Annotated in this window: 17 protein-coding genes and 1 tRNA gene; 13 read left to right on the forward strand and 5 right to left on the reverse strand. The window is 61.8% G+C overall.

The window, feature by feature from the left end:
• The first annotated feature begins 17 nt into the window (after positions 1-17).
• The 3 genes from ygfZ (at position 18) to ACX80Q_RS00465 (ending at position 3,317) form a co-directional block, all read left to right on the forward strand.
• Positions 18-1,115 (forward strand): CAF17-like 4Fe-4S cluster assembly/insertion protein YgfZ, encoded by a 1,098-nt coding sequence (gene ygfZ / locus ACX80Q_RS00455; protein ID WP_459328568.1) that lies wholly within the window; start codon positions 18-20, stop codon positions 1,113-1,115.
• A 91-nt stretch (positions 1,116-1,206) separates the two neighbouring features.
• Complete coding sequence (locus ACX80Q_RS00460; protein WP_459328569.1) at positions 1,207-1,770, forward strand: PadR family transcriptional regulator; 564 nt, start codon at positions 1,207-1,209, stop codon at positions 1,768-1,770.
• Positions 1,771-1,811: 41 nt separating this feature from the next.
• Positions 1,812-3,317: a DHA2 family efflux MFS transporter permease subunit gene (locus ACX80Q_RS00465; RefSeq protein ID WP_459328570.1), complete on the forward strand. Its 1,506-nt coding sequence runs from the start codon at positions 1,812-1,814 to the stop codon at positions 3,315-3,317.
• Here ACX80Q_RS00465 and ACX80Q_RS00470 read toward each other — a convergent pair.
• Positions 3,256-3,987 (reverse strand): GNAT family N-acetyltransferase, encoded by a 732-nt coding sequence (locus ACX80Q_RS00470; protein WP_459328571.1) that lies wholly within the window; start codon positions 3,985-3,987, stop codon positions 3,256-3,258. The genes ACX80Q_RS00465 and ACX80Q_RS00470 overlap by 62 nt on opposite strands.
• Positions 3,988-4,288: 301 nt before the next feature.
• Here ACX80Q_RS00470 and ACX80Q_RS00475 point away from each other — a divergent pair, with 301 nt between their 5' ends.
• From ACX80Q_RS00475 to ACX80Q_RS00485, 3 genes are all read left to right on the forward strand, one after another.
• Positions 4,289-7,024: an autotransporter outer membrane beta-barrel domain-containing protein gene (locus ACX80Q_RS00475; RefSeq protein WP_459328572.1), complete on the forward strand. Its 2,736-nt coding sequence runs from the start codon at positions 4,289-4,291 to the stop codon at positions 7,022-7,024.
• Positions 7,025-7,118: 94 nt separating this feature from the next.
• Positions 7,119-8,585, forward strand: a complete 1,467-nt coding sequence (locus tag ACX80Q_RS00480) for a SpaH/EbpB family LPXTG-anchored major pilin (RefSeq protein ID WP_459328573.1) — start codon at positions 7,119-7,121, stop codon at positions 8,583-8,585.
• Between the two features lie 78 nt (positions 8,586-8,663).
• Entirely contained in the window at positions 8,664-9,560 is an 897-nt protein-coding gene (locus ACX80Q_RS00485; RefSeq protein ID WP_459328574.1) for a class C sortase, read from the forward strand.
• 172 nt (positions 9,561-9,732) lie between these two features.
• Here ACX80Q_RS00485 and ACX80Q_RS00490 read toward each other — a convergent pair whose 3' ends face one another.
• The 3 genes from ACX80Q_RS00490 to ACX80Q_RS00500 form a co-directional block, all read right to left on the reverse strand.
• The gene (locus tag ACX80Q_RS00490) at positions 9,733-10,758 is read right to left on the reverse strand and encodes a 6-phosphofructokinase (protein WP_459328575.1); all 1,026 of its coding nucleotides are present in this window, start codon (positions 10,756-10,758) and stop codon (positions 9,733-9,735) included.
• Positions 10,759-10,883: 125 nt separating this feature from the next.
• On the reverse strand, positions 10,884-11,135 hold the full coding sequence (locus tag ACX80Q_RS00495) for a hypothetical protein (protein ID WP_459328576.1): 252 nt from the start codon (positions 11,133-11,135) through the stop codon (positions 10,884-10,886).
• Between the two features lie 68 nt (positions 11,136-11,203).
• Positions 11,204-12,547, reverse strand: a complete 1,344-nt coding sequence (locus tag ACX80Q_RS00500) for a PspC domain-containing protein (RefSeq protein WP_459328577.1) — start codon at positions 12,545-12,547, stop codon at positions 11,204-11,206.
• Positions 12,548-12,661: 114 nt separating this feature from the next.
• Between ACX80Q_RS00500 and ACX80Q_RS00505 the strand changes: the two genes are divergently transcribed.
• Both ACX80Q_RS00505 and ACX80Q_RS00510 read left to right on the forward strand, forming a co-directional pair.
• Positions 12,662-13,936 carry an ATP-binding protein gene (locus ACX80Q_RS00505; RefSeq protein WP_459328578.1) on the forward strand — a complete coding sequence of 425 codons (1,275 nt, stop codon included), beginning with the start codon at positions 12,662-12,664 and terminating at the stop codon, positions 13,934-13,936.
• Positions 13,933-14,589, forward strand: a complete 657-nt coding sequence (locus ACX80Q_RS00510) for a LuxR C-terminal-related transcriptional regulator (protein WP_459328579.1) — start codon at positions 13,933-13,935, stop codon at positions 14,587-14,589. Before ACX80Q_RS00505 ends, ACX80Q_RS00510 begins: the two co-directional genes overlap by 4 nt.
• A 76-nt stretch (positions 14,590-14,665) precedes the next feature.
• Here ACX80Q_RS00510 and ACX80Q_RS00515 read toward each other — a convergent pair whose 3' ends face one another.
• Positions 14,666-15,898, reverse strand: coding sequence for a pyridoxal phosphate-dependent aminotransferase (locus ACX80Q_RS00515; protein WP_459328713.1), 1,233 nt, complete (start codon positions 15,896-15,898; stop codon positions 14,666-14,668).
• A 254-nt stretch (positions 15,899-16,152) separates the two neighbouring features.
• Between ACX80Q_RS00515 and ACX80Q_RS00520 the strand changes: the two genes are divergently transcribed.
• The 5 genes from ACX80Q_RS00520 (at position 16,153) to rplA (ending at position 18,910) form a co-directional block, all read left to right on the forward strand.
• A tRNA-Trp gene (locus tag ACX80Q_RS00520) sits at positions 16,153-16,225 on the forward strand.
• Between the two features lie 112 nt (positions 16,226-16,337).
• Complete coding sequence (secE, locus tag ACX80Q_RS00525; protein ID WP_459328580.1) at positions 16,338-16,628, forward strand: preprotein translocase subunit SecE; 291 nt, start codon at positions 16,338-16,340, stop codon at positions 16,626-16,628.
• A gap of 88 nt (positions 16,629-16,716) precedes the next feature.
• On the forward strand, positions 16,717-17,490 hold the full coding sequence (nusG, locus tag ACX80Q_RS00530; protein ID WP_459328581.1) for a transcription termination/antitermination protein NusG: 774 nt from the start codon (positions 16,717-16,719) through the stop codon (positions 17,488-17,490).
• Positions 17,491-17,620: 130 nt separating this feature from the next.
• Positions 17,621-18,052: a 50S ribosomal protein L11 gene (rplK, locus tag ACX80Q_RS00535; protein ID WP_062286616.1), complete on the forward strand. Its 432-nt coding sequence runs from the start codon at positions 17,621-17,623 to the stop codon at positions 18,050-18,052.
• A 150-nt stretch (positions 18,053-18,202) separates the two neighbouring features.
• Positions 18,203-18,910, forward strand: coding sequence for a 50S ribosomal protein L1 (gene rplA / locus ACX80Q_RS00540; protein ID WP_459328582.1), 708 nt, complete (start codon positions 18,203-18,205; stop codon positions 18,908-18,910).
• Positions 18,911-18,970 lie beyond the last annotated feature (60 nt).

An 18,970-nucleotide genomic window follows, 5' to 3' on the forward strand; every position in this document is an offset into this window, starting at 1 on the left:
AAGGCGTTGCACCCGTTATGAGCTATTTGAGTCCTTTGTTGAACCGATCAGGTGCCGTGCAGGCTGGCGGCCTTGATGCAGGTGTGGCCGCCCACTATGGGGATCCCAACCGTGAGCAGCGCCTGTTGGCCGGGTATCTGGGCAAAGCCGGCAGTGCTGTGGTGGACCTTTCCCACAGGGGCGTGGTGAGCGTGTCCGGACCGGACAGGCTGAGCTGGCTCAACACCCTGTCGTCCCAGCAGCTGACCAATCTGCAACCCAACACTGGCACGGAGCTGTTGCTCCTTACGGTCCAAGGGCGCATCGAGTACGACGCCCGCGTTGTGGACGACGGCCAGATAACTTGGCTGGTGGTGGAAACCGCCGAGGCGGAACCGCTGGCGCAGTGGCTCAACTCCATGAAGTTCATGCTGCGCGTGGAAATCACTGACGTTTCCGCCGACTGGGCCGTGCTCGGCTCGGTTACCGAGGTGCCCGACTGGGACAAATTCCTGGTCTGGGTTGATCCGTGGCCGCACCTTGCCGTGGGCGGGTACAGCTACGCCACCGTTGCCGAGGACCAGCACCCCGGTCTGGAGCGCCCCTGGCGTGAATACCTTGTTCCAGCCGCCGAGCTGGAGGCGGCCGTGGGCCAGCGGCCCCTCGCTGGCGTGTGGGCTGCCGAGGCTCTTCGTCTGGCTGCCTGGCGTCCGCGCCGGGGCGCTGAAACCGATGAGAAGTCCATTCCGCACGAGCTCGATCTGATGCGCACGGCCGTGCACCTGTCCAAGGGCTGCTACAAGGGACAGGAAACAGTGGCCCGGGTCCACAATTTGGGCCACCCGCCGCGACGCCTGGTGTTCCTGCAGCTTGACGGTTCCTTGCACACCTTGCCTGCTCCCGGCAGTGAAGTTTTCCTGGAGGACCGCGCGGTGGGCCGGGTTACGTCCGTGGCACAGCACTTTGAAATGGGCCCCATTGCGCTGGCGCTCATCAAGCGCACCGTGGATCCTGACGCTGTCCTGATGGTCGACGACGACGGCGAGAAGTACCCTGCCAGCCAGGAGATCATCGTAGCCACCGACGCCGGCCAAGTCGTTGGCCGGCAAACCGGCTTCCTGCGCGCACCGCGTTAATTGAGATCCACTTCACGGATGGGGACCATTGCATCCAGATAGTCCACCTGGAATACTTCATGTGGAATATCTGGGCGGAAGGATAGTGGACATGGTGCGGGAAACCCCTTTGACACCACTGGGAGTAGCAGCCTTGGGGCTGCTGGTTGAGCGTCCCATGCACCCCTACGAGATGTACCAACTGCTCATGCAGCGCCACGAGGACCGCCTGGTGAAGATCCGCCCGGGCACGCTCTATCACACGGTGGGCCGCCTGGCGGCTGCCGGCATGGTGGAGCCCACCGGCACAGACCGGGATGGCAACCGACCGGAACGGACCACCTACGCCGTACTTCCCCAGGGGAAGAAAGCGTTGGAGAGCCGCATCAAGGAACTTCTGTCAACACCGGTCAACGAGTATCCCTGTTTCCCACAGGCCTTGGGGGAGGCACACAACCTGCCTCCCGGCGTCGTGCTTGAACTTCTTCAAACACGCCTCACAGCGCTGGAAGCCGGCCTTGCTGTCCTCAACGCCGACGCCGCCCTAGCCACATCGAGGGGCGTGGCTAGAAAGTATTGGATCGATGTTGGGTACCAACAGCATCTGCTGCGAGCCGAAATTGATTGGGTGGGTGGCCTGCGGGCCAACATCACCGATGGCACCATTCCGTGGTGAGCCACACACAGCAAGAACTTCGTTTAGATTAAGGAACACCCATGGAAATCGTGGCAAAACCCTGGCCCGCATTGTGGGCACTTGTTCTGGGTTTCTTCATGATCCTTGTCGATTCCACCATTGTCTCGGTGGCCAATCCCAAGATCATGGAAGGCTTGAACACTGACATCAACTCGGTCATCTGGGTCACCAGCGCCTACCTGCTCGCCTACGCTGTCCCGCTGCTGGTGACAGGGCGGCTGGGCGACAAGTACGGGCCTAAGAACCTGTACCTGGTGGGTCTGAGCGTCTTTACCCTGGCCTCGCTCTGGTGCGGACTCTCCGGCGACATTGGCATGCTGATCCTGGCCCGCGCAGTGCAGGGCCTGGGCGCCGCCATGATGACGCCGCAAACCATGGCAGTGATCACGCGGATCTTCGCACCGGACAAGCGCGGCCCCGCCATGGGCCTCTGGGGTGCCACGGCAGGCGTTGCCATGCTGGTTGGCCCCATCCTTGGCGGCGTGCTGGTGGACGGCCTTGGCTGGGAATGGATCTTCTTTGTCAACGTGCCCGTGGGTATCGTGGCCTTCGTCATGGCCTGGCGCCTGGTTCCCAAACTGGCGACACACCACCACAAGTTTGACGTGTTGGGCATCCTGCTCAGCTCCGTGGGCTTGTTCATGCTGGTGTTTGGCATCCAGGAAGGCGAAAAGTATGACTGGGGCACCATCGCCGGCCCCATCTCCGTGTGGGGCCTGATCATTGCCGGGTTGGTGGTCCTGGTGCTGTTCGTCATCTGGCAGGCCGTCACCAAGGGCGAGCCGCTGGTGCCGCTGCACCTGTTCAAGTTCCGCAACTTCTCGCTGGCCAATGTGGCCATCATGTCTATGGGCTTCAGCATCACCGCCATGAGCCTGCCGCTGTTCTTCTACTATCAGCTGGTCCGCGGCATGACGCCCACCGAGTCGGCCCTGATGATGATCCCCATGGCCTTGTTCTCCGGCATCCTGGCGCCCTTTATCGGCAAGCTGGTGGACATCGTGAACCCGCGCTACGTAGCCTTCACGGGCTTCATCCTGATGTCCGTCTCGTTGCTGTGGACGGCCTCCCTGATGAGCGCCGACACTCCCATCTGGCTGTTCCTGCTGCCCAGTGGTTTGTTGGGCATTGCCAGCTCGGGTATTTGGGCGCCACTTTCGACGACGGCCACCCGCAACCTGGGGCCCCGAGAGGCGGGCGCAGGCGCCGGAATCTACAATACGACCCGGCAGATTGGCGCGGTCCTGGGCAGCGCGGCCATTGCCGTGCTGATCACGGCCAGGCTCAGTGCCGAACTGCCAGCTGGTGCTGCCGCAGGCGCCCAGGGCATGGGCGGGCAGCTGCCCGCGGCCCTGCATGAGGGGTTCTCGGCGGCGATGGCGCAGTCAATCATCCTGCCGGCGGCAGTGGTGCTGCTGGGTGCGGCCATGGCCATCATGTTTGCCAAGCCGCGCCCCGTGTCAGCTATTTACGCCGGTTTTGATGACTCTGAAGAGAAACCTGCGTCTGCAAGCCAGCAACACTAAAGCCCATTGAGGTTGCCAGGGCATGGGCTGCGGCATTGTTGATGTCCGCCTGCCATTGCACAATCAGGCCGGCAGCGAGGGCTTCATGGGCGGCAATGCTGGTGGCCAGCCGCCCCAGGCCCTGGCGCCGGACGTTGGGCGCCACCAAGGTGCCCAACTGTGCCAGCAGGCCCTGGTATTCGGAGTAGGCGCTGCACGCCAAGGGCTCGGCGCTGGGCTCCCCATGGGTCATGAGCGTAAATTTGTGGGCCCGGTGGGCAAGCCCCACGTCATTCACGTCGTCGGGCGGGCACAGTGCCTGAAGGTCCAATGCCGCTTGGGCGCCGGTTGAGACGTGGACCGTGTCCGCGGGCTGGTGCAGCGCCAGGTCATCCGCGTAGTACAGGCCTTGGGTACCCAGGCCGCGTCCGCCGTCGTTCTTGGTCAGGCGCAGCATGATCGAGTGGTCGCTGAGCTCGTCGTCGTCCAATGCCTCGGCCATGTCCAGCAAATGCTCCGGCCCCGTGAGGATTGACTGGTCCCACAACCTGATGAAGGTCAGGGAGGGGCTCTGGACGGCGTGGGTGATGCGGCCGCCCAGGTTGCCATTCACCAGGGAGTCCGCGGGAAGATTCAAGCCGCGCTCCCATGCCAGCCGGACAATGGGGGACGAGCTCAGATCGAATGTCATACATTAAACGGTAACGCCCCACGCCCTCCCCGGAGCAAATACACGCTGCGGGGCGTTTAGCGCATCCGGGGCTTTCCCTCCGCCCCGCACGCACAATCCGCCCCAGTTCAGGCCCCCGCCACTCTAGTGACACATTTTCAAAAACAGAGTGGTGGGGCAGGAAATGCTGAGTGCTTGGGCGGAAACTAGAGTGCTGGCCGCCAAATAATGAGGTGTCCGCCACTCGTGTTTGACGAATCGAGGTCTCCCTACGATGATTGCGCGCACCTTGCGCAACCATTATTCCTCTGGGGGAGTTGTCATGCGTTTTTCCTCGCCAGTCCGACGGCGGCGCGAAGGCCAGCGTTTTTCCGAAGCCGCGCGTGTTCCGGCCAAGCCCGCCATGCTGCGGATTGCAGCAGGCATGCTGGGCCTGGCATTGGTGGCCGGCGCGGGTGCCGGTGCCGTGGTCTCCGCGTCAGCCGCTGAACAGCCAGCCACGCCCGAGGCCACGGAATCGGCCACCGCCCAGACCGTCAAGGCGACTTCGCCTGCGCCCGTCCCGACAGCCCAGGAGCAGGGACCCGCAGCCCCGCAGGCCCCGGCAAGCAGCGCGCCGGCCCCCGCCGAAGTACCGGCGCCAGCCGTTCCGCCGGCCCCGGCCAGCAGTGCACCGGTCCCCATCAGCAGTGCGCCGGCCCCGGCCGAAGTACCCACGAGTGTACCCACGCCCACGAGCACTCCGGACGCAGCAAAGGTTCTGCCTCAGGCTCAGGCACTGGCAGCCGCCATCACGCCCCTGACCTGCCAGAACGGAACCGTCTACACCATAGACAGCGATGGCACGCTCCGACTGGTCAACACCAGCACCGCAGCGCAGACAACGATTGGCGACATCAGCTCAGAGAACGATCTGAACGCGCTGGCACTCACCCGGGACGGCCAATATGCCTACGCAGTGGACGACACGAGCGACGACGGCGACGTCACCGTCTACCGCTATGCGTCCGCAACAGGAGTCACCACCTCGCACAACGGGGTACGGAACCTTAACGAAGAAGGGGGCACCTTCGTGATGGGTGGCATCAACCCTGCCACCGGAATCTACTACTACGGTCGGGTCGTGAATTCCAGGCTGGAACTCTTTGGGTTCAACACAGCATCGAACGCCAACATCGGACGCGTGGGGTTCATTGCCATCACGAATGATTCCTCTGGTGCGTCGCGCAGCAACGGCGACTTAGTGTTCAGCTCCGACGGCATCATGTACTTCGTGGCCAGCTCCAACACCACGGCGTCCGACTCAAACGCCCTGATGCGGGTGGACCAGGCGCTTCCCGTGACCTCCAGTTCCGCAACCTTGACAGCAACGCGGATCAACTACTTGAACATCAATAACGAGGCGCAGCGCTTCAATGGAATTGCCTTTGATGCCGGGTACCTCTACCTGGATACCTCGGGGCGGGACTTCTACAAGGTTGACCCCAGCAGTGGGACCATTGTGGGCGCAAAGAAGACTTTGAGCAATGGCACCCCCGTGGACATGGCATCCTGCCAGTACCACAACACGCTGCTGGTTCAAAAGGATATTGGCGGCCGTATTGTGGACACGGACCAGTTCACCCTGACGGCTGCCGTTGGAGGCACCCGGATCGGCACGGCCGGTACCACGAGTGGTTCCTCCACTGGCTTGCAAACCGGTGCTGGCGCCTTCGCCTCCAGCGTGCCGATCAGCGGCACCACGGTTGTGGTCAGCGAAACCGGGGCCGCCGGGGCCGATCTGGCCCGCTACACCTCCACCTTCGTCTGCACCAACCAGGCTGGTGGAATAGTTCTCAGCGGCACCGGAACAACCGGCACATTCATTTTCCCGGGGCAGACCACCAGCGGCGTGAACATCAAGTGCGTGTTCACCAACTCCCCCAAGGGCGCTAGGGTCACGGTGACCAAAACCTGGGTTGGCGGCATTGCTGGCGACTCCGCCAACTTCACCGCCAACTCACTCACGGGCACGTCCGTGGCACCCGACGGCGGCACTGTCATTTCCGCGGACATGCCACAGGGAACAACTGTGAATGTTGCCGAGACGCTGGCAACAGGCAACAGCGGTGCGTACTCCGCCCAGCTCAGATGCACCGACTCTCAGGGCAACGCCATGGGCCAGGGAACACTGGCGGGCACGTTCGTCCTTGCCAGTCTGGACGTCACCTGCGACTTCACCAATACGAATGCCGCAGCCGCCGTGACGGTGGAAAAAAAGTGGATAGTCGACGGAGTGGCTTACGAGAACGGCCAGCAACCGCAGGGCATCAGTGCCGCGTTGACACTCACCGGCCCGGGCACTGCCGGGGCCACAGCACAGGGCTGGAGCACCCAACGCACCGGGTACTTCACCGGCAACACGGTCGCCATCGCTGAAACTACCACCATTGATCCTTTGCTCAATTGCCAGCTAACCAGGTCGCAGGTCTCCCGCCCCAATGGAACAACAGTCTCAGCCACGGTGCCCTATACAGCAAGACTCGTGACAGGCGCCAACCGCTACATCATCACCAATACGGTTACCTGCCAGAGCGAGCTGACGTTGCTGAAGTTCATTGACAGCAGCAACGGTGGCAGCTTGAAGCCAAGCGACTTCACACTCTCGGCGACACCGGGCAGCGGAACGGCTCTGCAGGTTCCAGGGTCGAACCAAATAAGTGCCGCCAATACCAGGACAGTGGTTGCCGGCAGGGCCTATGTCGTTAGTGAGTCGAGCAGCCTCAAACCCGCCTACCTGCAGCTGACTTTGCAGCGCTACACGGGCTCCTTCAACGCCAACGGAACCCTGGCCGATCCCACGGCATGGGCGGATGCTGCCTCAATGACAGTTTCTGTGGCAACGGGCCAACATGCGGTTTACCGCTTCGTCAACACCAGTGCCCCGGCGTTCGCCCTGCCTCTGACGGGCGGCACCGGACCGGTTTTCTACCTGCTCGCTGGCGGCGGGCTGCTGCTGCTGGCGGCTGCGATGACCGCCTGGTTCGTGGTGCGAATGATCAGGTCCAAAAGGGCTTAGGAACAACGCGGCCAGCTATGCCGCAAGCACGCCTTCTTTCCAGCAATTTCAACTTCAACTGAACGTCACTCCATCTCAGATAGGAATGCACATCATGGCAATTCAACGGAATCCGCTGACGCGGCGAATCACCGCAGGGCTCGGCATTGCAGCCCTGGCCGCCGCGGCCCTGCTCGGCAGTGTCCTGCCAGCCAACGCAGCAGACCCAGGCCCCGGCAACATCAACCCGGCAACCACCAAGTCGCTGACGATCCACAAGTTCGCCCAGCCAGGCACCTTGGGCACTGCCCCGGACGGCAATCCGCTCCCCGGCTCAGCCACGAGTGGCCTGACGGCATTGGACGGGGTCACCTTCAAGATACAGAAGGTGACAAACATTGACCTCAGCACCAACGCTGGTTGGTTGGCAACAAAGAACCTGACGCCAGCGGGGATCGATCCGGCCAATCTGGGTGCAGCCGTCTCCGGGCTGACCGCCAATGGCGGAGTGTTGACCTTCCCCAACCTGGCCCAGGCCGTCTACCTGGTCACCGAAACGGACCCGGGTGCCCACAACATCGCCTTTGCCGCCAAGCCGTTCCTGGTGACGCTGCCACTGCCGAACAACAGGGACAACACCTGGATCTACGAGGTTCACGTCTACCCGAAGAACTCCCTGACCTCGGTCACCAAGGCAGTCGACGATTCCATGGCCAAGGGGCTGGGCTCCGACGTCACCTGGAACATTGGCGCTCAGGTTCCCAACGTGTCACAAGGCAATACCCTGATGTCCTTCGCTATCACTGATGCCCTTGATTCCCGGCTGTCCTACAAGAGCGCTTCCGTTACCCTCGCCCCGGCCACCGCGACACTCATCGCTGCTACGGACTACAACATCGACACGACCACGACTGCTGGCACGGTAGCCATCAATTTCACTGCGGCGGGCCTGCTCAAGCTCCGCCCGGGCGCGCAGGTCAACGTTGGACTGGTCACCACCGTCACGTCCCTCGGCCTTGAAAACGGCGTCATCACCAACCGTGCATCCACCTTTGTCAACGGCACCAAGTTCACCTCGAATCAAGTTCAGAGCACCTGGGGGAACTTGCTGATCCGCAAGGTTGCAGGCAACGACCAGACGAAGACACTGCAGGGTGCCGAGTTCCAAGTTTACGCAAGTGAAGCCGACGCCAAGGCCGGAAGCAACCCCATCGCCGTTTCAGGCAGCACGGTCTTCACCTCCGGCGTTGACGGCATGGTGACCCTTGACGGCCTGCGGGCCACGGTCAACGGAACCGCCACAGTGGTTGACTACTGGATCGTGGAGACCAAGGCCCCCGCCGGCTACACGATTGCCACCGATGTGAGCCAGGCCAGCCCGAAAAAGTTCACCGTCACAGCCGGCAAGGTTTCCACAGTTGTTGACATCACCGTTGCCAACCCGCAGACCCCGCCGTTCATGCTGCCGCTCACCGGTGGCCCCGGAACCGTGGCCTTCATGACCATTGGCTTTGGACTGCTGACCATTGCTGCCGGCGTTGCCTTGCGCAAGCGCAGCACGCGCCGGGCAACACAGTCCTAGTCTCCGCCCGCTTTGGCCCCGGTGGGGGACGTGCCAAACGTCTCCCACCGGAGTCCTGATTGAGGAGTTCGCCTGTTCATGGGATCAAACAACGCCTTGGCTCGCGCCGGTGCGGGTTCCGGCTTGCGGAGACGGCTTCCGGTCTCGGTGCTTCTCATCGCAGCGCTCATTTTTGTTGGAGTCAGTGTTCTCCTCTATCCCAGCACTGCAAGCTGGTTTTCCCAGCTGCAACAGTCACGGGACGTCAATCAGTATGCCAGCAGTGTCCAGCGCCTTGGCCCGGAGGGCAGGAGTGCGGCCATCGTTGCAGCCCAGGACTACAACGGGACGTTGACCGGTGGGGCGCTGCTTGATCCATTCAGCCAGGCGCCGGCGGGTGACTTGAGTGCGGCAAGCGAGCTCTACCGGAAACAGCTTTCCTTGAGCCCGGACGGTGTCATGGCCCGGCTGCAGATTCCATCCATCAACGCGGACCTGCCCATTTTTCATGGCACCAGTGACAGCGTTTTGCAGCGCGGGGTGGGTCACCTGCTCGGCACTGCCCTCCCGGTGGGCGGTCCGGGCACGCACGCCGTTTTTACAGGGCATACGGGGCTTCCCGAGGCCACCCTCTTCACTCACCTGGAAGAGGTCCAGCTGGGCGATTCGGTGGAGTTGGAAGTCTATGGCGAAGTGTTGACGTACAGGGTCACCACGATTGAGGTAGTGCTTCCCACGAAAACAGAATCCCTGCGACCAGTTCAGGGCAAAGACCTCATTTCCCTCATCACCTGCACCCCCACCGGAGTCAACACGCACCGCCTGATCGTCACCGGCGAACGAATCACCAACCCCGAGCTCCAGGACCAGCCGGTGAGCGCTTCTGCAGCACTCGGCCCGCCTTGGTGGGCCGCAGGGATGGGAATGGCAGGGCTAGCATCAATCAGCATCCTGCTGGTGGCCGCGCACCGTGGCCGCCCACGCGAAGAATCCTAGGACATCCCCCCGGTGTCCTAGGTAGGTCCACACCGCCGCACCCCCAGGCAGCGGGACGGACAGCATCACCGGAAGGGGCCCTCGATTCCCCCAGACGAGGGTCCCTTTTGGTTTGAATGCGCAACAACAAAGCGCCCGCAGCAATGAATGCTGCGGGGCGCTTTAGTTGCTGCTAACCGAACAGGATGGCGGCTTCGTCATAGCGGTGCTGCGGAACTGTCTTCAGGTTGCCCAGGGCCGACTCGAAGGGAACGTGCTCAATTTCGGTTCCCTTAAGCGAGACCATGGTGCCCCAGCGTTCTTCCACCACGGAGTCAACCGCCGCCATACCCAAGCGGGTGGCCAGCACCCGGTCAAAGCTGGAGGGGACGCCGCCGCGCTGGATGTGGCCCAACGTGGTTGCGCGGGTCTCGATGCCAGTGCGGGCCTCGATCTCCGGGGCCAGCTGGTCGGCAATGCCGCCCAGGCGGGGGCGGCCGAACGCGTCCAGGCCGCGCTGGGAGTGGGGGGAGTCCTTGTGGTCGGGGACAAAGCCCTCAGCCACAACCACCAAGGGGGCGCGGCCGCGATCGTGGGCTTCCTGCACCCACTCCACGATCTGGTCCATGCTGGTCTTCTGTTCCGGAATCAAGATGGCGTGGGCGCCGGTTGCCATGCCGGCGTGCAGGGCAATCCAACCAACGTGGCGGCCCATGACTTCGGCAATCATGCACCTGTGGTGGGATTCGCCGGTGGTGCGCAAACGGTCAATGGCCTCGGTGGCGATCTGCACGGCAGTGTCAAAACCGAAAGTGTAGTCAGTGGCGTCAAGATCGTTGTCCACGGTCTTGGGCACGCCAACAATTTTCAGCCCCGCGTCGGTCAAACGGCGGGCCGCGGCCAAGGTGCCTTCGCCGCCAATGGCAATCATGGCGTCAATGCCCAGGCGTTCCATGTGGGCCTTGATGACCTCGGGGCCGCCATTGCCCTCAAACGGGTTGGTGCGGGAGGTGCCCAAAATGGTGCCGCCCTGCTTGGATATGCCGCGCACCATTTGGCGGGGAAGGTCCATGATGTCGCCTTCAACCACGCCACGCCAACCATCACGGAAGCCAACAAATTCGTGGCCGTGAACCTTGATGCCCTTCAGGACGATTCCGCGGATCACTGCATTCAATCCAGGGCAGTCTCCGCCGCTGGTGAGAATTCCAATCTTCATGAGTATTTAGGTCCTTCGAGGGGATGGAGTCAATGTGGGTTGAGCGCATCATTGAGCTCCTCTGTAGACCATTCTAGACGTTCATGTGATCTCGGCAACTCGCAACCGCATCCGTGGACAGTTCCCTATGGGGTGTTCCTGCGCAGAAGGTTGATGGCCCCGCCGGCCACCATGGCCACCCCGGCCCCGAACAGGAGCCAGATGGCTGTTTGCCCGGCGTCCAGGGATAGCCCTGCCTGCCGCGTGAGGATGATGAGGGTTCCCAGGGCCACCACGACCGCGCCCCAGACTATGGTGCCCACCCGAACCGGGTGCTTGCCCGGCTCAGGGTGCTTGACGACGTCGGGGAACTCCAGGGGTTCTGTGGGATTGGACATGAGTGGCTCCGTTGCAGTGTTGGGACTTGCGGTGGTGGGGGTTGAGTTGGCAGTTGACGGGACTGTCATCACTGGCCTGCCACGGGAACCACAGTGATGTCACTGGCAGCTCCTTGCAAGGTGATGATCAGCCCGTATCCCTTGGCGTTGGGGTTGAGATCAGTGGTGGATTCCTCGGCAATGGCGCCGCCGTTGTTTTGACCGTCAATGGTCAGCGAGGCCGCAGCCAATTGACTCTCAATGCGGACGGGAATGCTGGTGGGCACCTTGATAATCACTGTGGAGGCAGCCAACTCGAGTGGGACCATCACGTCGGAGGTGAGGGTGGTGCCGTCGTCGAACCTGGTTAGGTCAAGGGTGGCGTTGCCCAGCACCAGTGAGCGGCCGGCTTCGGCGGCGCCGACGGTGGCCGGTGCCCAGTTCATCTCCTGCAGCGGTGTGAACGCCCCGTTGTGCAGTGGCAGGCTGAACAAGCCGCCGGCCACCAGGGCAATGATCGCGAAGGCGCCCACACCGCCGGCTGCTCGGCCCATGAGGCCTGCCACGACGATGGCCACACCCGCGGTCATGCCAGCGGCCGCCGCTGCCGTGGCCACCTGATAGCCGTTGAGGTCAATGATGTTGGTGGCGTTCAAGATCAGGACCGCCGCCCCCACCATGATGGCCAGGCCCAAGGCGAGCAGGCTTGCTGGAGCACTCAGGCGGGGTGTTTGTTTGACCGGCTTACGGGGTTGGGGGGCAATCGGGCTGAACTGCTGTGGGGGTAGAAAAGGGGCCTGTTGTGCAGTGTAGGCAGCTGCAGGCGTGTGGGGACCGGCCGGGTAGGGTGCACTGAACAGTTCAGGATCCCCAGATGCCGCGGCCGCGTAGGGCTGCGTGAACTGCTCAGTCACACCACCGTGGACAGGCTGCGGCCCCTTGTCCTTGCCGGTGCGCAGCGCCCAGTAAATGATCCCGGCAACTGCTGCAATCCAGAACAGAGGCCAGGGGAACCAGCCGTCATGATCGCCCCAAACCAAGCCTTGACCCGGGCCAATCAGGCCTAGGAACGTCACAATGGCGGATCCGGTCATCCCCGTGGACCAGCTGCCCCTGGCCACTTCCTCAACGTGGATGCGGCCATCGGGCTCGGGCAATAGGGCCCACGCAACGCCATAGGCCAGCAGCCCCACACCGAAGAAGAGGGTGAGAACCACGGCGAGGCCGCGAACTATGACGGGGTCAATGCCCCATCGCGTGGCCAAGCCGCTACATACGCCGCCCACCCAACGGTTGGGGCCGCGTTGCACACCCAGACCGCGAATCCAGTGGAAGAACTTGGCTGATTCGGGCTGAGGGGCGGGTGCGGCTTGTGCGAAGGGTTCCGGGGTTGGGGCCTCGGCTGGATCTGGGGTGTCCTGGGAGTTGTTCATAGTTCCATGGTGGTCCCTGGAACGTTCGCTGAACATCGGGGGTGACCCTGAAAGAACCCTGATGCGCCCCCGAGAACAGGTACGGGTTGGGCCGTACCGTGTTTGGATGGAACCATGAGCACAAAGATGTACCGTTCCCAATCGCGGGTAGTCGCCGGGGTCGCGGGTGGATTGGCCGAACACCTTGGCATCAAGGTGGGGCTGGTGCGCGCCATCCTGGTCGGCGCCAGCTTTTTCTATGGGGCGGGGCTGGTCTTCTATGCCTGGTTGTGGCTGTTGGTCCCCCTCGCCGGGGAGGACAAGGCCAGCGGCGGAAAATTGCTGGATGCGGATGGGAACCCGCGGTTGAAACTGTTCCGGCCGGCGCCGGGAGCCCCGGGCGTTTCTGCGCAGCCCGCTCCGCGGCCGAAACTGTCACTGGGCCTGAAGGAGGTGCTCATTGGTGGCGGCCTGCTCATTGCTGCTGTGGTCCTGATGAGCCAGCAGCTGGGTCTGAACCTGGATTTGGGCACCGTGATTCCGCTGCTTGCCATTGCATTCGGCGCGGTGTTGGCGTGGATGCAACTGGACAACACCCGCCGGGTTGGGCTGCTCAGCGCAGCCAAAATGGATACGCCCAGTGCGTTGTGGCGGCTGGGCGGCGGCATTGCCCTGGTCATTGTGGGGGTCATCGTGATTGTCACGGGATCCGGTTCTTGGACGTTGGTGTGGGCGTCGGTGGTTGCTTCGCTGGCGGTACTGGCAGGCGTGGGGCTTGTCCTTGCCCCTTGGGGTTTGAAGTTTTGGCGGGACTTTCAAAACGAACGGGCAGGGCGCATTCGTGAGACGGAGCGGGCGGAAATCGCCGCCCACCTGCACGATTCGGTGCTGCAGACACTTGCCCTCATCCAGAAGAGCGCCAATTCCCCTTCAGATGTGACCCGGTTGGCGCGTGCGCAGGAACGCGAATTGCGGGAATGGATTTATCAGGATGGCTCACACAGCACAGGTGCCCTGGTGGAGCGGGTCAAGGCTGTGTGTGCTGAAGTGGAGGACCTGTACGGGCAGGCCGTTGAAGTGGTGGCCGTGGGGGACGCTGAACTCACCGAACGCAGCCATGCCCTGGTCCAGGCGGTACGTGAGGCGGTCCTTAACGGGGCCCGCCACGGTGCCACCACCGTCTCCGTCTATGTTGAAGCGGGACCGGCGGGAGTTGACGTCTTCGTGAAGGACCGCGGGCCGGGCTTTGACGTCTCCAGCGTGCCTGCGGACAGGCTGGGAGTGCGGGAGTCCGTCGTCGGACGCATGCAGCGCAACGGCGGGAGCGCTGAGATCATTAGTTCAGCGGACGGCACGGAAGTCCGGCTGCACCTGCCCAGTGAAACACCAGCCACCGAGGAAGCTAAATGACAATGCCGCCAACACCCATCAGGGTCGTGATTGTGGATGACCACGCCATTTTCCGTTCCGGTCTCAAGGCAGACCTTGGCCCGGATATTTTGGTCTTGGCAGAGGCCGCCACTGTTGAGGAAGCCATCGCTGCAGTTGGTGCCACCTCGCCCGACGTGGTGCTGCTCGATGTGCACCTGCCGGGCGGTCGGGGGCAGGGCGGGCGGGAAGTCATCGCCGGGTGTGCTGCGCAGCTGGCCAGCACAAAGTTCCTGGCGTTGAGTGTTTCCGACTCGGCCGAGGACGTGGTTTCCGTTATCCGTGCCGGTGCCCGCGGTTATGTTACGAAGTCAATTTCCGGTGCAGAGATTTCCGACGCCGTGCGGCGCGTGGCCGGCGGGGATGCGGTTTTTTCGCCCCGGCTGGCGGGATTTGTGCTTGACGCGTTCGGCACGGCGGAGGTTGCCGTTGAGGACGAGCTGGATAAGCTCTCGGCGCGCGAACTGGAAGTCATGCGCCTGATTGCCCGGGGCTACTCGTACAAGGAGGTGGCCAAGGCGCTGTTCATTTCGATCAAGACAGTGGAAACTCACGTCTCGGCCGTGCTGCGCAAGCTGCAGTTGTCCTCGCGCCACGAGTTGACCCGCTGGGCCGCGGACCGCCGCCTCCTTTAACCCAACTGAGACGCACTTATTGCTAATAATCGATGCGAAATTAGCAACTAATGCGTCTCAGTTGGGATCAGGGTTGTTACTTGGCTGAGCCCAGGAATTCCTGCAGGCGGGACACACCAACGGCCAGATCGTCATCACCCAGGGCGTAGGACAGGCGCAGGTAGCCGCTGGGGCCAAAGGCCTCGCCGGGCACAACGGCAACTTCTGCCTTGTCCAGGATCAGGGCAGCCAGTTCGGCCGATGTTGCCGGGCGGATGCCAGCAATTTCGCGGCCCAACAGGCCACGCACATCCGCATAGGCGTAGAACGCGCCATGCGGGGTGGGGCAATCCACGCCGTCGATCGTGTTCAGGGCCGCGACCATTGCCTTGCGACGGCGGTCAAAGGCCACCTTCATCTCATCCACTGCAGTCAACGGCCCGGCAACTGCAGCAAGGGCTGCCATCTGGGATACGTTGGCCACGTTGGAGGTGGCGTGGGACTGCATGTTGGTGGCGGCCTTGGTGACATCCAACGGCGCAATCATCCAGCCCACGCGCCAACCCGTCATGGCATAAGTCTTGGCCACGCCGTTGAGGATGACCACACGGTCGCCCAGCTCGGGAGCTGCCGTTGCGATCGAGGTGAAGGGAACGCCGTCGTAGGTGAGGTGCTCGTAGATCTCATCGGTGATGACCCACAGGCCCTTGGATGCTGCCCAGAGACCAATTTCGCGGGTTTGCTCGGGCGAGTACACGGCGCCGGTGGGATTGGACGGTGACACAAAGAGCAGGACCTTGGTGCGGGGCGTCAGCGCGGCCTCCAACTGCTCAACCGTGACCATGTAACCCTGTTCGGGGCCGGCAAACACCTCCACGGGGACGCCGCCAGCTAGACGGATCGCCTCGGGGTAGGTGGTCCAGTAAGGAGCCGGGAGAATGACTTCATCTCCTGGATCCAGCAGTGTTGCGAAGGATTCGTAGACGGCCTGCTTGCCACCGTTGGTCACCAACACCTGGGCCGGGTCCACGGCGTAGCCGGAATCGCGCAGGGTCTTCGCCGCAATGGCGCTGCGCAATTCAGGGAGTCCGGCGGCAGGGGAATACCGGTGGTACTTGGGCTGACGGGCGGCAGCAATGGCCGCCTCAACAATGTACTCGGGGGTGGGGAAGTCCGGCTCGCCGGCGCCAAACCCAATGACGGGGCGGCCAGCGGCCTTCAATGCCTTGGCTTTGGCATCCACTGCAAGGGTGGCGGATTCGGCAATAGCGGCGATCCGTGCGGAAACACGGCGCCCGGAGGCGTTCTCAGCTGTCAAGTCGGCAGACATCATGATTCTTTCTTCGGTGGGAGACCCAAAATACTTTCATCGTCAGTGTCTACTTTAGGGGCATCGGGCACCCAGTTCGACGAACCGGCTTAAGAATGCGTAGAATGGGTAACCGGTGTTGAACCACCATGATGGTTCACGCCTTGGAGCCGGTTTGGAAAGACCGCTTCAAAGCTGTAAGTTATTCATGGCAATTAGCAAGGAATGGATGTTTGCCCGCGGACGCCCACATGGGTCCGGCGGATGAATCTCAAAGGGTAGTGGCGCAATTGGTAGCGCAGCGGTCTCCAAAACCGCAGGTTGCAGGTTCGAGTCCTGTCTGCCCTGCGCATGGTCGTAGCGGTTTTTACACTGTTATACGTGTAGAAACCCTCGTCTGAGCGAATGTTTGCACATCACACGGTCCGGATAGCCGGATTAGCGTGTATTCCAACTAATGATGAGTGAGGCACTGGTGACCGAAACTGCGGCAAGCAGCTCCAAGGGCCCTGTGAAGAAGGCTACAAAGCCCGGCAAGCCCGGAATCTTTAGCCGGATTGCCCTCTTCCTCCGCCAGGTAATCGGCGAGCTGAAGAAGGTCGTCACCCCCACTCGTAAAGAGTTGATCAACTACACCGGTGTTGTGTTGGTATTCGTTGTCATCGTGATGGCTATTGTTACCGTCTTGGATCTGGGCTTCGGTCAAGCCGTGCTTTGGGTCTTTGGTGGAAACGTAAACATCGAGCAGTAAGAAGCTCAACTTGGCCGACCCCGCCGAATCATTTGGCACGGGGTCGGTTTGAGCCATTTAAGAAACGCACAAGGAAAGCAGGAAATTCGTGTCTGAGCTGGAGCCCGAGGCTACATACAGTGAGCAGGACCAGGACACTGTGGTTGCTGATGCTGCCATCAATGCCGACCTTGATGCCGTTGATGACGCAGCTGAAACGCAAGCAGCTGTTGTAGAAGCCGACGTCACCGAAGAGCCGGCGGCAGATGCCGAGCCCGAGGTTGATCCGGCCGAAGAATTCAAGGCCAAGCTGCGCCGCCAAGAGGGTGACTGGTACGTCATCCACTCCTACGCTGGTTACGAAAACCGCGTCAAGGTCAATCTTGAGTCCCGCAGCCTGTCGCTGAACATGGAAGATTACATCTTCGAAGTCCAGGTCCCCATGGAAGAAGTCGTGGAGATCAAGAACGCAACCCGCAAGGTTGTCAACCGCGTTCGCATCCCCGGCTACGTATTGGTCCGCATGGATCTGACGGATGCCTCCTGGGGCGTTGTTCGCCACACCCCGGGCGTCACAGGCTTCGTGGGCAACGCCCACAACCCTGTTCCGTTGCGCCTGGATGAGGTCTTCTCCATGCTTGCCCCGATCTTCCAGGAGCAGCAGGCTGAAGAGTCCGGCGTTCCGCTGCGTCACGATCCCGTTGACGCCGAGATCGACTTTGAGGTTGGCGAGGCCGTCATCGTCAAGGACGGTCCCTTCGAAGGCCTGTCGGCCTCGATCTCCGAGATCAAGCCCGAATCAGCGCACCTAGTGGTTTTGGTTTCGATCTTCGAGCGCGAAACCCCCGTCACGCTTGCATTCAACCAGGTCACCAAGATCTAGTTGCCCACAATTTTCGTTTCGCAGGTTCATAGCTTTGCTCCTGTGAAACGTTCGGCCGGACGCCATTCGGCCACCCACCTTGGACGCGCTCCGTCGTCCTAGGAAAAGATATTGAGAGAAGGACCCTACATTGGCTCCCAAGAAAAAGGTCACCGGCCTTATCAAGCTGCAGATCCAGGCAGGCGCCGCTAACCCGGCACCGCCCATCGGTCCGGCACTTGGTCAGCACGGCGTCAACATCATGGAATTCTGCAAGGCGTACAACGCTGCAACGGAATCCCAGCGCGGAAACGTTATCCCGGTTGAAATCACGGTTTACGAAGACCGTTCATTCACCTTCATCACCAAGACCCCGCCGGCTGCCGAGCTCATCAAGAAGGCTGCAGGCATTGCAAAGGGTTCAGGTACACCTCACACAGTCAAGGTTGCTCAGCTGACCAAGGCTCAGGTTACCGAGATTGCAACCCAGAAGATGGTTGACCTCAACGCCACCAGCATTGAAGGCGCCGAGAAGATCATCGCCGGTACCGCCCGTTCCATGGGTGTCACCGTCGAAGCTTAAGTCTTCCCAGACTTTCGCTTTTCGCCCATTCGGGCACATATAAACATTAAGAACGACGCCGTACAGCTCACCTCAGGCGAGTTGGCGACGTACGTAGTGGCAGGGCCCGCGCGGTCCTAACGACCACAACTGCACAAGGAGAAACGCAGCATGGCAAAGCGCAGTAAAGCATATGAGGCAGCCGTAGCCAAGATCGATGCAGACAATGTCTACGCACCGTTCGACGCTATCAAGCTCGCCAAGGACACCAACCCGTCCAAGTTCGACGCTACCGTTGAGGTTGCCTTCCGCTTGGGTGTAGACCCTCGCAAGGCTGACCAGATGATCCGTGGCACGGTTAACCTGCCCCACGGTACCGGTAAGACTGCTCGCGTCCTGGTTTTCGCAACCGGTGAGCGTGCCGAGGCTGCTATCGCAGCCGGCGCCGAATTCGTTGGCACCGACGACCTGATCGAAAAGATCCAGGGCGGCTGGACCGACTTCGACGCAGCCGTTGCTACACCTGACCTCATGGGTAAGGTTGGCCGTTTGGGTAAGGTTCTTGGTCCTCGTAACCTCATGCCGAACCCGAAGACCGGTACGGTAACGAACGATGTTGCCAAGGCTGTTAACGACATCAAGGGTGGAAAGATCGACTTCCGCGTCGACAAGCACTCCAACCTTCACTTCATCATCGGCAAGGTTTCCTTCGACGCCGTCAAGCTGGCCGAGAACTACGCAGCTGCACTGGAAGAGGTGCTTCGTTTGAAGCCGTCCGCTTCCAAGGGCCGCTACCTGCAGAAGGCCACCGTCTCCACGACGTTCGGCCCCGGCATCCCGGTAGATCCTCAGGCAACCAAGGTTGTCATCGAGGCGTAAGTCTTAGATGTTCAAAGGAAAGGGCCGGTGTAGCGTAGAGCTACACTGGCCCTTTCTTTG

The sequence above is a fragment of the Arthrobacter sp. HLT1-20 genome (genome assembly GCF_054510895.1).

What these genes read in the sequence shown, in the direction of transcription:
- ACX80Q_RS00460 (WP_459328569.1), top strand. Translation starts at nt 1,207, where the DNA reads ATGGTGCGGGAAACCCCTTTGACACCACTGGGAGTAGCAGCCTTGGGG.
- ACX80Q_RS00465 (WP_459328570.1), top strand. Translation starts at nt 1,812, where the DNA reads ATGGAAATCGTGGCAAAACCCTGGCCCGCATTGTGGGCACTTGTTCTG.
- ACX80Q_RS00480 (WP_459328573.1), top strand. Translation starts at nt 7,119, where the DNA reads ATGGCAATTCAACGGAATCCGCTGACGCGGCGAATCACCGCAGGGCTC.
- ACX80Q_RS00470 (WP_459328571.1), bottom strand. Translation starts at nt 3,987, where the DNA reads ATGACATTCGATCTGAGCTCGTCCCCCATTGTCCGGCTGGCATGGGAG.
- ACX80Q_RS00500 (WP_459328577.1), bottom strand. Translation starts at nt 12,547, where the DNA reads ATGAACAACTCCCAGGACACCCCAGATCCAGCCGAGGCCCCAACCCCG.
- ACX80Q_RS00505 (WP_459328578.1), top strand. Translation starts at nt 12,662, where the DNA reads ATGAGCACAAAGATGTACCGTTCCCAATCGCGGGTAGTCGCCGGGGTC.
- ACX80Q_RS00515 (WP_459328713.1), bottom strand. Translation starts at nt 15,898, where the DNA reads ATGTCTGCCGACTTGACAGCTGAGAACGCCTCCGGGCGCCGTGTTTCC.
- ACX80Q_RS00495 (WP_459328576.1), bottom strand. Translation starts at nt 11,135, where the DNA reads ATGTCCAATCCCACAGAACCCCTGGAGTTCCCCGACGTCGTCAAGCAC.
- ACX80Q_RS00475 (WP_459328572.1), top strand. Translation starts at nt 4,289, where the DNA reads ATGCGTTTTTCCTCGCCAGTCCGACGGCGGCGCGAAGGCCAGCGTTTT.
- rplA (WP_459328582.1), top strand. Translation starts at nt 18,203, where the DNA reads ATGGCAAAGCGCAGTAAAGCATATGAGGCAGCCGTAGCCAAGATCGAT.
- ACX80Q_RS00490 (WP_459328575.1), bottom strand. Translation starts at nt 10,758, where the DNA reads ATGAAGATTGGAATTCTCACCAGCGGCGGAGACTGCCCTGGATTGAAT.
- ygfZ (WP_459328568.1), top strand. Translation starts at nt 18, where the DNA reads ATGAGCTATTTGAGTCCTTTGTTGAACCGATCAGGTGCCGTGCAGGCT.
- secE (WP_459328580.1), top strand. Translation starts at nt 16,338, where the DNA reads ATGAGTGAGGCACTGGTGACCGAAACTGCGGCAAGCAGCTCCAAGGGC.
- ACX80Q_RS00510 (WP_459328579.1), top strand. Translation starts at nt 13,933, where the DNA reads ATGACAATGCCGCCAACACCCATCAGGGTCGTGATTGTGGATGACCAC.
- ACX80Q_RS00485 (WP_459328574.1), top strand. Translation starts at nt 8,664, where the DNA reads ATGGGATCAAACAACGCCTTGGCTCGCGCCGGTGCGGGTTCCGGCTTG.